At 59.5% G+C, this 12,752-nt stretch carries 10 protein-coding genes and 1 pseudogene; 7 read left to right on the top strand and 4 right to left on the bottom strand.

What is annotated here, in order from left to right:
- Nucleotides 1-110: 110 nt before the first annotated feature.
- Entirely contained in the window at nt 111-2,282 is a 2,172-nt protein-coding gene (malQ, locus tag QP968_RS00250) for a 4-alpha-glucanotransferase (protein WP_284854327.1), read from the top strand.
- A gap of 68 nt (nt 2,283-2,350) precedes the next feature.
- Here the strand turns inward: malQ and QP968_RS00245 are convergent, their stop codons facing one another.
- Together QP968_RS00245 and QP968_RS00240 are read right to left on the bottom strand one after the other, a co-directional pair.
- Nucleotides 2,351-2,491: a hypothetical protein gene (locus QP968_RS00245; RefSeq protein WP_284854326.1), complete on the bottom strand. Its 141-nt coding sequence runs from the start codon at nt 2,489-2,491 to the stop codon at nt 2,351-2,353.
- Between the two features lie 6 nt (nt 2,492-2,497).
- Nucleotides 2,498-2,665, bottom strand: coding sequence for a hypothetical protein (locus QP968_RS00240; protein WP_284854325.1), 168 nt, complete (start codon nt 2,663-2,665; stop codon nt 2,498-2,500).
- Nucleotides 2,666-2,698: 33 nt separating this feature from the next.
- On the opposite strand from QP968_RS00240, the gene QP968_RS00235 reads away from it, so the two are divergent.
- Nucleotides 2,699-3,973: a carboxylesterase family protein gene (locus QP968_RS00235; RefSeq protein WP_284854324.1), complete on the top strand. Its 1,275-nt coding sequence runs from the start codon at nt 2,699-2,701 to the stop codon at nt 3,971-3,973.
- 22 nt (nt 3,974-3,995) lie between these two features.
- Here QP968_RS00235 and idi read toward each other — a convergent pair whose 3' ends face one another.
- Complete coding sequence (gene idi / locus QP968_RS00230) at nt 3,996-4,556, bottom strand: isopentenyl-diphosphate Delta-isomerase (protein WP_284854323.1); 561 nt, start codon at nt 4,554-4,556, stop codon at nt 3,996-3,998.
- Nucleotides 4,557-4,576: 20 nt separating this feature from the next.
- On the bottom strand, nt 4,577-5,119 hold the full coding sequence (locus QP968_RS00225; RefSeq protein ID WP_284854322.1) for a hypothetical protein: 543 nt from the start codon (nt 5,117-5,119) through the stop codon (nt 4,577-4,579).
- A gap of 56 nt (nt 5,120-5,175) precedes the next feature.
- Here QP968_RS00225 and QP968_RS00220 point away from each other — a divergent pair.
- From QP968_RS00220 to brnQ, 5 genes and pseudogenes are all read left to right on the top strand, one after another.
- Nucleotides 5,176-7,059 (top strand): annotated as a pseudogene (locus tag QP968_RS00220) (ABC transporter ATP-binding protein).
- Between the two features lie 42 nt (nt 7,060-7,101).
- Nucleotides 7,102-8,247, top strand: coding sequence for a MalY/PatB family protein (locus QP968_RS00215; RefSeq protein ID WP_284854321.1), 1,146 nt, complete (start codon nt 7,102-7,104; stop codon nt 8,245-8,247).
- A gap of 11 nt (nt 8,248-8,258) precedes the next feature.
- Complete coding sequence (gene treS / locus QP968_RS00210; RefSeq protein WP_284854320.1) at nt 8,259-10,001, top strand: maltose alpha-D-glucosyltransferase; 1,743 nt, start codon at nt 8,259-8,261, stop codon at nt 9,999-10,001.
- A 9-nt stretch (nt 10,002-10,010) separates the two neighbouring features.
- Nucleotides 10,011-11,093 (top strand): phosphotransferase, encoded by a 1,083-nt coding sequence (locus tag QP968_RS00205; protein ID WP_284854319.1) that lies wholly within the window; start codon nt 10,011-10,013, stop codon nt 11,091-11,093.
- A gap of 92 nt (nt 11,094-11,185) precedes the next feature.
- On the top strand, nt 11,186-12,601 hold the full coding sequence (brnQ, locus tag QP968_RS00200) for a branched-chain amino acid transport system II carrier protein (RefSeq protein ID WP_284854318.1): 1,416 nt from the start codon (nt 11,186-11,188) through the stop codon (nt 12,599-12,601).
- The last annotated feature ends 151 nt before the right edge of the window (nt 12,602-12,752 follow it).

Raw genomic sequence — 12,752 nt, 5'->3', positions numbered from 1 at the left:
TTGTGTGTGGCGGGTAACGCACACTTAGCCAGCCACTTTTGCAGGAGAAACTAGGCTGAGTCTCACTAAGATGAAGCGATCGCCGGCGTTCTTTGGCAGAATGCGACAGTGTGGCTGACACCGACCTCCTCGAGAATCTTGCAACCGCCTATGGCTTCTCCCTCACGTACCGTGGGCTGACCAATGAGACCGTAGCGTCACCGCGCGAATCCCTGGTCACGCTACTTCAGGCTCTCGACGTCCCTTTGTCGGACGACCCCTCAAAAGAAGAACTCACTGAGGCACTCGACGCATGGCAGCGTCACTGGGCAACTCGTCCCCTACCACCAGTTGTGGTGGCACGTGAGGGGGAGGAAAAATCCTTCGCCATCCACGTCCCAGAGGGTGCCCCCGCCGACGTGTGGATCACGCTCGAGGATGGTTCCACCTCCCCCGTCTACCAGGATGAAAACTGGAATCCGCCCACATGGCGTGATGGCATCGAATGGGGCGAAGCATCCTTCCACACCCGCGGGGATCTGCCGGTGGGGTGGCATAGGATCCATTTGGCGTCGACAAGCGAGCAAGCTGACATCGCACAAGAGTGCACTCTTGTGGTGACGCCGCGGGTGCTGAACACGAATCTTGAGCTTGTGCAGAATCCCGCGTGGGGCATGATGGCGCAGCTGTATTCCGTTCGCTCGGAGCAGTCCTGGGGCATCGGCGACTTCCACGACCTGGGCGAACTCGCCGTGGTGGCTGCACGTCACGGCGCTGATTACCTGCTGATCAATCCGGTTCATGCGGCGCAACCTTTCCCTCCCGTGGAAGACTCACCGTATCTGCCCACGTCGCGCAGGTTCGTGAACCCCATTTATATTGCGGTGGAAGATGTGCCGGAATTTGTGCTTCTCGACGAAGAGACGCGCAGCGAGATCAACGAACTGTCCACTGAACTGAAAGCGCGTAACCGCTCCGCGGACTTCATTGAACGCAACACGATCTTTGACACCAAGCTGGCCGCCTTGCAGAAGCTGTACTTCCTCTTCGAGGAATCCGGCGACCATGACGCTTTTGACGCGTTCATTGCGGATCAGGGCGAGGGCCTGGTGACCTTTGCTCAGTGGTGCGCACAGGCAGAGATTGACCGGGATACGCGCGCCGCCGGCGATAAGCACCGCATCGTTGTACCTGTTGAACAGCAAGAAGAGCTCGCCCGCTTCTACATGTGGCTACAGTTTGTCGCCGACCGGCAACGCGCTGCCGCCCAGGAAAAAGCCACGCAAGCCGGGATGCGCATTGGCATCATGACGGACCTGGCGGTCGGCGTTCACCCGGGCGGGGCAGATGCACACACGCTGCGCAAGGTCCTGGTACCGGACGCTTCGGTCGGCGCCCCGCCGGACGGCTACTCCCAGCAAGGCCAGGACTGGTCCCAGCCACCATGGAACCCATACAAGCTGGCTGAAGTCGGCTACAAGCCGTGGCGTGATCTTTTGCGCACCGTGCTCTCCCACTCCGGCGGCATCCGCGTGGACCACATCTTGGGCCTGTTCCGCCTGTTCTGGATCCCGCGCATGTCCACACCCGCCAATGGCGCGTATATGAACTACGACCATGAAGCGATGCTGGGCATCCTCGCGTTGGAGGCGCAGCGCGCCGGCGCGGTTGTTGTGGGTGAGGACCTGGGTACCTTCGAGCCGTGGGTCCAGGATGTTCTGCGTGATCGTGGCGTGCTGGGCACATCCGTCATCTGGTTTGAAAGCTCCCCCACTGACGGCCGTCCGCTGGGCCAGCAGGAGTACCGCCACCTGGCACTATCCTCCATTGGCACGCACGATCTGCCACCCACCGCAGGCTACCTGTCCGGCGCCCACAATGCGTTGCGCAATGAGCTGGGGCTTATGAGCGACGCGTTTGAGGACATCGACGCCACCGATGTGGCATGGCAGTGCGACGTCTTGGACACAGCGCGTGAATCCGGAGCCTTCGCCGGAACAGATCTGGCGGATCAACACTTCGCCGGATTGGACCGCGATGAACGTGGCGATGTGGATGAACTCGTCTTAGGCCTGACCCGTTTCATCGCCGGCACAAATTCCGCTCTCACCTGCACCAACCTGGTGGACATGGTGGGTGACAAACGGGTTCAGAACCTGCCTGGCACCAACGCAGAGCAGTACAAGAACTGGTGCGTGCCGTTGTGCGACAAGGAAGGCAAAGCCGTGCTCATTGAGGATCTGGAGAACATCGAGCTCTTCCGCACAATGGCGGAAGCATCTGCCCGTCCGCTACGAAGCTAGATGCCTTAATCCTGTACGTGCTCTAGCTGCCTGAATCCCTTGAGATGCCCTGTTGGCATCGTGAGCATCTACAGCATGCTGACAACACCCGCGATGAGCACGAGCGCAATGAGCACCCACAGTGCCTGGGTGACGCGCGAACGCGGGTACTTCCTGCGTGCCTTGGGAAGCTTCTGATCTTCCCTGCGCAGGTCTTCGGGGTTAGCCATAAAAACCTACTCTACGTCGCCTTGTGTGGAATCCCCCAAAACTGCAGCGAGCCAGTCCACCCCACGCATCAGACCAGCGGCGGCGACGACAGCCGCGGGCAGCGCGAAGAGGAGAACGAGGGGCAGCTGCACCCAGGGGCTTGCCTGAGTCAGGCTGAATCCAATGTCGATCACGCACCCTAAACTACCCGGTTAAACTGTGATGCCATGAACTCACCCGTTGAAGTGACGTGCCCAGCTGGGACGGTAGTGGGGGTTGCCCGCGGCTCCACCGCCTATTTTCATTCGATTGGGTACTCACACATTCCCGCGCCCTTCGACGATGCGGTTCCCGCGGAGAAGGGATTGCTTATCGACGCCACCCGGGAGCGCCCCGACGCCATCGCCCTGTCCATCGTCGCTCCCGCTGGCGCCACCGACGCAGACGATCTGCCGGTGCTGGTACACATCCACGGTGGGCGCTTTGAAATGGGCGACCATACGGATGAGGCCTCCCCCGGCGAAGCACTCGCCACGAACGGCGTGATCCTCGTACGCATTGGTTACCGGATGAAATTACCTGGCCTGGCTGTTTTCCACGATGATCAGCCGCACCACTTCCGTGCTGTGGATGATGTGGCGCTGGGCCTCGAGTGGGTGCAAAAGAACATTGAGGCCTTTGGCGGGGATCCCACGAACGTAACCTTGTCGGGCCACTCGGCTGGCGCAGCCATCGTGTTGTGGCTCATGCGCAAAGACCACTACCGCGGTGCTTTCCGCCGTGCGGTGGCCCTCTCCCCCGCATTCCCGCGGATGAGTTATGCCCAGCGCAAGTCCGCCATCCGTGCCGGTGCCGGTATCCCACTGACCCGCCGTGCTCTGAACCGCGCTAAACCGAAGGTCCTGGAACGTGCCTACCGCACGGCGCGCGCACGCTATTTCACCGACATGGCGTTGGGCCCTACTCCACTGGAACCGGAAGAAATGGCGGACGTGGATCTGGTGATCACCACCGTTGAGGAGGAGATATTTGACAGCACCATCATACAAGACAAGGTCAGGGCCGGGTGGTTCACCATGGTGCTGCCTGGTTTCCTCATCGGACTGAAACCCGGCATGTACCGGCCGTTTTTGAAACGCCTTAAAGCACGCAACCCCAAGCATGTTGCCGGTGAGTTCTTCTCCGCAAATCTCATCCGCCGCTGGGTCGATGATGTTGCGCAACGCGCACCTGGCACCGTCTGGCAGGTGGAACTTGTCTCCGACTCAACCACGCGTGCACGGCACTGCGCCGAACTCGCCCCCATCTTCGGCGCCGCCCCCTACCCAGCTGGCGCTGGACTCAACGCCTGCCTCATCCACTACGTCACCACCGGTGAACCGGGCTGGACACCGTATGGCGCCGAGAAGAATGTGCTGCGCGTGGACCTCTCCGGCAATAATGCCGAGATTGTCACTGATCCACTGGGGTACCTACGTGGGGTGTTTACACGTAAGTCCTAGCTGCCCGGCGAAGGCCGGGGTGCTAGCGCCAGACAGAGCGCAAGCGTGCGTCCGCAATCTCCTCCACGAGCCACGGCGAAAAGACGAATGGTGTGAGTTCAACCGCGGCAACAAGGTCCTTGGGGTCGACCCACCTGAACTCCTCAACCTCATCCCGGTTCGGATTCAGTTGCGCGCCAGCAACCAAACGCGCGGCATACACCGGGCAGATTTCATTTTCCACCACGCCGGACGCATCCTCTGCGCGGTAGCGAAAGTCCGGCAACACCGGGCGCAGGTCCGCAATGTCACCGGGATTGAGTCCCAGCTCCTCAATAGAGCGGCGAACAATCGCGTCTTCCACCGATTCACCGGGGCCGGGGTGACCGCAGAAACTGTTGGTCCACACACCCGGCCAGGTTTTCTTGCTCACAGCACGGCGGGTGAGAAGGAGCTGCCCAGAGTCACTGAAAAGCCAGGTAGAAAACGCGAGGTGCAGTGGCGTTGCGTCGGTGTGAACAATCGCTTTCGCTTCGGCACCGATCGGCTGACCGGCCTCATCCAGCAGAACAACCTGCTCTATATGCTCTGAAGATCCTGTCATTCGTGTTCCCTAGCCGTTGATTAGTTGTTGAGGTTGCCGGTGAAGACAACGTTGCCAATGTGGAACTCTGCCTGGGAGAGACTCCCCGGACTCACATCAAAGGCATATTGCACGTTCATTGTGGCGCCAGCACCCAAAGGCAGATCCAACCCCTCGAATTCAAGCCCCGCGGACTCGGCGCTCATGCTCCGCGCGGACTGGTTGCCGTTGTAGGTCAACGTGGGGGATTCAAGCGCGTCCACGGGCATTGGCGAATCAGAGGTGTTGTGCACCGCAACGGTCACCACTGTGCCACCCGAAGCAGCACGTGTGCCCTGCCACTTGTAGGACACGGGCATGGCCGGGTCCTCCACAGACTCACCGGAAATCTCGGTGGTTTCTTTCGGGCTGACCTTCTCAACCTCAAAAGGTTCAGGGCCTTCCGTTTCGGTGGCCACGCCCGTGGTTGGTGTGATTGTGCCATCCTGGCCTTCCACACCATCATCGCTAACGCAGCCGGACAACGTGAAAGCCAAGCAGGCCACGGCACCAACGGCAGCGACCCGGAGTGTGTGAGCAGACATGGCCATTACTCTACAGCCCAACAGCACCTCTGTTGCACGCGTGTAGGTTGAAGGCCGTGCAACCTTTATTCCGTGTTCTTCGTAGTGCTTCCGCCCTGTGGCCCTACTACTTGGGCATTATTCTTATCTCTTCAGTGACCGCCGGTTTGGCTTTGGTCTCACCATTTATTCTGCGTGAGGCGACGAATACTATCGTCGATGCCTTCCAGGAAGGCCCGGATGCAGCCGGTGCAGAGATAACCACGATCCTGTTGCTGGCCGTCGCTCTGTTTGCAGCGCAGTCGGTGGACACTCTCATGCGCAACGTGGGGGGATACCTGGGTGATGTGGTGGCAGCCCGCATCCGTCAGGTGCTGTCCACCCGGTATTTTGCCAAGTTGTTGTCTCTCCCCCAGCGGTACTTCGACGGCCAGGTCACCGGAACGATCATTGCCCGGTTGGACCGTTCCATCATGAACATCACGCAGACGGTGCAGAGCTTTTCCAACACGTTGCTCCCGATGCTCTTGCAGGTGATTGCGGTATTAGGTATCACCGCCTATTTCTATTGGCCACTGACCATTCTGCTTCTGCTGCTCTTCCCTATTTACCTTGGCCTCACCGCGTTGACCTCAAAGCGTTGGCAGAAGTATGAGAAAGGCAAGAACGAACAGATCGACCTTGCTAATGGCCGTTTCGCTGAGGTTGTTGGCCAGGTGAAGGTGACCAAGTCCTTCGTGGCGGAGACACGGGAACTAGATAAGTTTGGTGGCCATTATGGTGAGACCATTGCGCTGACTAAACCGCAGTCACGCTGGTGGCACTCCATGGATGTTGCCCGTGGCATGGCCATGAACGTCATCTTCTTTGGCATTTATCTGCTTCTGTTCAAAGAAACCTTGAACGGCCGTTTCACCATCGGCGACATGGTGATGTTGGTCCAGTTGGTTGCCATGGCGCAGCACCCGGTGCAGATGATGAGCTGGCTGGTGGATTCCGCGCAGCGCGCTATTGCCGGTTCGCGCGATTATTTCAAGGTGATGGATGAAGAGGTGGAGGAATCTGCCAACACTCAGGTGGTTGCCGCGACGGCAGCATCGGATGTGCCGGTGCTGGATACAACCGCGGTGCCAGCTTTGCCGGAGCAGGAGCCGATGGTGCGCTTTGATCAGGTGTCCTTTGCTTACAACGCTGGTGAGCCGGTGTTGGATGACATCAGTTTCACTGCGCAGCACGGGGAGAAGATCGCGCTCGTCGGTGAGTCTGGTGGCGGTAAGTCCACGCTGGTCAACCTGCTTATGGGCCTGTACCCCATCAATGAAGGCACGCTGTCAGTCTGCGGCACGGACATTGATTCCGCCGATATTGAGCAGGTGCGTGCATCCGTCGGCGTGGTTTTCCAGGAACCAGCATTGTTCTCCGGCACGATCCGAGAAAACATCGCTTACGGCAAGCCGGATGCCACGGATGAGGAGGTCATCGCTGTGGCCAAGCGCGCGAACGCGCACGGCTTCATCACCTCGTTCAAAGAAGGATATGACACGGTCATCGGTGAGCGCGGTCTGCGTTTGTCGGGTGGGCAGAAGCAGCGTGTTGCCGTGGCCCGCGCGATGCTCAAGAACGCGCCGATCTTGGTGCTCGATGAGGCAACATCGGCGTTGGATACGAAGTCAGAACGTGCGGTCCAAGCCGGCTTGGAGGAGCTGATGAAGGATCGCACCACCATCATGATCGCGCACCGCTTATCGACGATTGCCGATGCCGACACCATCATCACCCTCAAAGACGGCCACATCGATGAGATTGGTTCCCCGGCTAAACTGGCTGTCTCCGGCGGTATCTATTCCTAACTGTTGGCCCTCACCGCATCCTCTTCCGCAGCTGACCGCAAGCGACTCAAGGCCTTCGGCCTGCGGGATGGAGCCTTGGAGGACGAAGAAACAGAAGAAGAGTCTGAATAGTATTCGGAGGCCCGCCCCCGACTGGGTTGTACAGTGGCCCCCATGCAGTTCCCTAGTCTCGAAACCCTCCGTGCCCGCGGCACCCGCAAATGGACCCAATACAGCGACGACGTATTGCCATTGTGGGTGGCCGAAAGCGATTTCCCCACCGCTGAGCCGGTGAAACGCGCGATCCAGGATGCGGTAGACCGAGAGATGTTCGGCTACACCCCGGCGCATCATGACCTAGGGCCGGCACTGAGTGATTTCTACGCTCAGCGCTACGGCTGGCGCCCGAACCCGGAGTGGGTATTCCCGGTTGCGGATGTTGTACGCGGAATGCTCTTAGGCGTCGAGTACTTCACTAAACCCGATTCCGCTGTTGTTGTGCCGGTGCCCTCCTACCCACCCTTCCTGGAAATCCCGGCGACCGCCGGCCGTGAGATGGTGGAAGTGGGTGCAAAGAACGGGCTTGACCTCATGGAGGTGGAAGCGGCATTCAAAAACGGTGCTGGTTCCATCTTGCTCGCCGCACCGAATAACCCGTGGGGCTACCTCTTTGATGAAGAGGAGCTCGCGCAGCTGTGCGCCATTGCGGATAAGTACGGTGCACGGGTGCTCGTGGATGAAATCCACGCGCCCATCGTCTACCCCACCGGCGGCAACCGCCACGTCTGCGCCGCGAGTGTGAGCGACACGGCTGCCAACGTGTGTATCACGGTGACGGCCACATCAAAGGCGTGGAACATCGCTGGTTTGAAGTGCGCCCAGGTTGTGTTTTCCAATGCCGAGGATGTGAAGCTCTGGGATGGACTCACTGGTGTGGCCAAGGATGGCACGGGCACTTTGGGCATCGTGGGTGCACAGGCCTGCTACCGCCACGGCACCGAAGCCCTTGATGCTCAGTTGGTGGCTTTGCAGAAGAACCGCGACTGGCTCGTCGATAAGCTTCCCGATGCCATCCCCGGAATTGAGTTCACTCGACCGGATGCCACCTACCTGATGTTCCTGAACTTCCAAGGCACGGCGATTGGCAGTGATCCGTTGCCAGCACAGTGGCTGCGCCGCAACGCAAAGGTCGCACTCAATGAGGGCGCAACCTTTGGTGCCGGTGGTGAACATCATGTGCGCTTGAACTTTGCCACGAGCCCGGAAATCTTGGCGGAGGCAGTGGAGCGGATGTCTGCAGCTATTCGCACAGCTGGGTAACCTCGGTGTGCATGAAGGAGCACACTGACGCGCAAGGATTCATCATCGAGGCTGATGCCAGCGAGTATGCAACCCCGGCTCCCGCTCCCGGCAGTGAGCCTTGGCAGCGCCCTGACCCGGAGTGGTACAAGGATGCTGTCTTCTACGAGGTGCTCGTGCGCGCCTTTTATGACCCGGACGGTACGGGTTCCGGCACACTGAAGGGTGTTGAGGAGAAGCTGGATTACCTGCAGTGGCTCGGTGTGGATTGCCTCTGGCTACCACCTTTTTATGATTCACCGCTGCGGGATGGTGGCTATGACATCCGCGATTTCCGGAAGGTCCTGCCAGAATTTGGCACGGTTGAGGATTTCATCTCGCTGGTGGACGCGGCGCACAAGCGAGGCATCCGCATCATCACGGACTTTCCCATCAACCACACCTCCGATGCGCACCCGTGGTTCCAGGAATCACGCCGCGATCCGGAGGGCCCATACGGGGACTTCTATGTGTGGACGGATGATCCATCGGAGTACAGCGAAGCACGCATCATCTTCATTGACACCGAGGAATCCAACTGGACATATGATCCGGTGCGTAAGCAGTACTTTTGGCACCGTTTCTTCTCCCACCAGCCGGATCTGAACTATGACAATCCGGCAGTGCAGGACGCCATCATTGATGTCATTCGTTTCTGGCTTGACTTAGGCATGGACGGCATCCGCCTTGACGCGATCCCGTACCTCTTCGAGCGCGAAGGCACGAATTGTGAGAACCAGCCGGAAACCCACGAATTCATCAAACGTGTACGCACGCTTTTCGACGAAGAGTATCCCGGCCGCTTCCTTCTCGCCGAAGCCAACCAGATGCCCCATGAAGTGGTGCAGTACTTCGGTTCCGGTGAGGACGGCTCGGGCGATGAGTGCCAGATGGCCTTCCACTTCCCCGTCATGCCGCGCATCTTCATGGGCATTAGTCAGGAAAAGGCGCAGCCGATTATCGACATTTTGCGGGAGACCCCGGATATTCCAGACACCGCCCAGTGGGGCATTTTCCTGCGCAACCATGATGAGCTGACTCTGGAAATGGTGACTGAGGAGGAGCGTGACTTCATGTACGCCACCTTTGCCTCAGAACCACGGATGCGCGCAAACGTGGGCATCCGCCGTCGCTTAGCACCGTTGCTGGGTGGTCACCGTGACCGCCTTGAATTGGCACACGCTTTGTTGCTTTCCCTGCCTGGTTCACCATTCCTCTACTACGGCGATGAGATTGGCATGGGTGACAACATCTGGCTGCCGGACCGGGACGGTGTACGCACGCCGATGCAGTGGAGCGCGGACCGCAATGGTGGTTTCTCCCGTGCCCAACCGGAGCAGCTTTACCTACCTGCCATCCGCAATGACACGTACGGCTACCAGGCCGTGAACGTGGAATCCCAAATGGAACGTGAAAATTCCCTACTGCACTGGGTGCGTGAACGCGTGCATATTCGCAAGCAGTACAAGGCCTTCGGCCGTGGTGACTACCAGGAGGTGGATCACCCGAACCCGCAGGTGCTGGCCTTCATCCGTGAGTTCGAAGGCGAACGTATCCTATGCGTGAATAACATGAGCTCCCTCCCCCAACCGGTGGAGATGAACTTAAGCCACCTCGCCGGCGTGACACCGCGTGAACTGTCCGGCAACGTGGAATTCCCCGCCATCGGTGAACTGCCATGGCTGGTCACCTTGGCACCACATGGCCACTTTTGGTTCGACATCTCCGACAACTAGGACCCCCTCATGGATCTGCATTCCACACGCTTTTATGGCGCTAAATCTGAACCCATTGATTCCGCTTCTGTCACGGTGGAGGTGGCTGCCGGCACATACGCCTGGCAGTTGATGGAGGTTCTGCATGGGGGTGTGCGGGATGTGTACCAGGTTGTCGTCGATAAGCATCTCGACGAAGACATCCTGGACACTGAGGCCGGCGCGCAAGCCTACCTGGACAACCTGGCTGCTTTTGGTGAGGTGCAAGGGCAGTTCCCTGCAGCGAACGCACGGCCGTTGCGCGCGGACCAGTCGAATACCTCGCTGGTGGTGGATAACAAGTACATTCTGAAGGTCTTCCGTAAATTGGAGGAAGGCCTCAATCCGGACGTGGAACTGCTCAGCGGTATCGCGGACTGCCCGCATGTTGCTGGTGTGCGGGGATACGTAGTGCGTGATGGGCGCACGTTGGCCATGCTGCAAGATTTCATTGCTGGCGGCCACGATGGCTTCCAATACGCGCTGGATAAGGGCCTGTCCGATGATGATTGCTTTGCGCTCGGTGCCGCTATTCGCACAGTTCACGACGCACTCGCAGACGCTTTCGGGCACGAAGATGTCCCGGGTGCGCGCATCCGCGACATGCTGCACTCGCGTCTCAGTGAACTGGTGAAACGCGCTGATGTCCTCCGCGATTATGAGGATGCTCTGCGCGCTTTGTACGACACCATCCCCGATGACACGGTGGCCATTCAGCGCATTCACGGCGATCTGCACTTGGGGCAAACCTTGCTCACTGAGGAGCCGCGCTGGTGGTACCTCATCGATTTTGAAGGCGAACCCGCGCGACCACTTGAACAACGCCGGCAACCCGACCACCCATTGCGCGATGTTGCGGGCATGGTCCGCTCATTCGGCTACGCGGAAGCAATGGGCGGGCATGCCAATGTGAGCGCTCTTCTTGCGGGATACGGCACTACCGACAACCCGATTCTCAGCTCCTTGATCGCGGATAAAGCTGCCTATGAGGTGGTGTACGAAGCAAATAACCGGCCCGACTGGTTGGAGATCCCCCTGGGCGCGCTGAAGAGCCTTGTGAGTGACCTAGCTTAAACTTTTCACCCGATAGGATATTGATCTCGCGCAGTGAGATGCTAGGGTGTCACCTACTAATTGTTCGACCCCGTCATTTCCCTGGAGGAACGATGTCTACAGCGTCTCAAGGCACTGGCAAGGGGAGCTCGCGGACCGCAATCCTGTTCACAGGTCTTGCACTGTTCTCGATGTTCTTCGGCGCCGGCAACCTGATCTTCCCGCCCATGTTGGCTGTCCAAGCCGGCGACAACTTCTGGCCCGCAATCCTGGGCTTCCTCACCACTGGCGCCCTCCTGCCGGTCCTGGCCGTGATTGCCATTGCGCTGTCCGGCTCCAACGTCCGTGACCTCGCGCAGCGCGCAGGCACCATCTTCGGCGTGATCTTCCCGATCTTGGCCTACCTGTCCATCGGCGCCTTCTACGCTCTGCCACGTACTGGTGCTGTGTCCTTCGAAGTTGCTATGACCCCGGTCTTCGGCTGGGAAGGCCTCGTCCCCGCAGCGATCTTCAACATCGTCTTCTTCGGCATCGCCCTGACACTGTCCTGGAACCCGACCACCATCACCGACACCCTGGGGCGCTTCCTCACCCCCGCGCTCGTCCTGCTGCTGGTCATCATGATCACCCTAGCCATTTTCACCCTGAGCAACCAGAACTTCACCCCGACGGAAACCTACGCAACCAACGCGTACTCCTCCGGTGTTCTGGAGGGCTACCTCACCATGGACTCCATCGCCGCCCTGGCATTCTCCATCGTGATCATCTCCTCCCTGCGCTACAAGGGCATTAGCGAAGGCAAGCCCCTGGTTCGCGCCACCATTCTCGCCGGCCTCGGCGCTGGCATCATGCTGGCCCTCATCTACGTTGGCCTGGGCCTCATCGGCCGCTCCATGCCGGGCGCAGACCAGTACGAGTCTGGCGCACCGTTGCTTGCCGACGCCGCCTTGAACATGATGGGCAAACCCGGCCAGATCATCTTCGCCCTGATCGTCCTCCTCGCCTGCCTGACCACCGCGATCGGCCTGATCACCTCTACTGCGGAGTACTTCTCTGAGCAGTTCGCCGGTTCCTACCGCACCTGGGCCGTGATCTTCGCAGTCGCTTCCGCGATCATCGCAACGCAGGGCCTGTCCTTCGTTATGGCCATCGCCGCTCCGGTCATCGGCTTCCTGTACCCGCCGGCCATCGCCCTGATCTTCGTCACCATCATCGAACCGCTCTTCCGCAGCCGCACCCGCATGCGCTACGGCTTCTTCCTGCCCATCTGGGTTGCAGTCGTGTGGTCCGCAATCGGCACCTTCATCTCCCTCGGCTGGGGCGCAGACGCCCTCTCCCCGCTGGTGAACTGGTCCCCGATGGAAGCAGAAGGCCTTGGCTGGCTCCTACCTACCGGTGTTGCCTTCATCATTGGCGCGCTTATCGACGTAGCCCGCCCCGTCCCACCAATGGACCTCTCTACACACCGCCCGGTTGACAGCGCAGATGCTGACAGCGCAGATGCTGACACCGCTGAGGCGAAGCTCTAAGCACCACCTCGGTTGAAAAAATTCGGGTCCCTCCGGGGGCCCGTTTTTTACGTCCGCCACAAGGACAACTTGCCCATCCGGTTTGCTTCCGCCCCAAGTAACCAAAAACTTTTTTGCTGGTTTGGGAACTCGCCCTGTTCCCGCTGGTGAG

It is taken from the genome of Corynebacterium sp. MSK041, from assembly GCF_030232265.1.
Lineage (GTDB): Bacteria > Actinomycetota > Actinomycetes > Mycobacteriales > Mycobacteriaceae > Corynebacterium.
The sequence above is the reverse complement of the archived record's forward strand: the minus strand, read 5'-3'. Positions and strand labels throughout refer to the sequence as shown.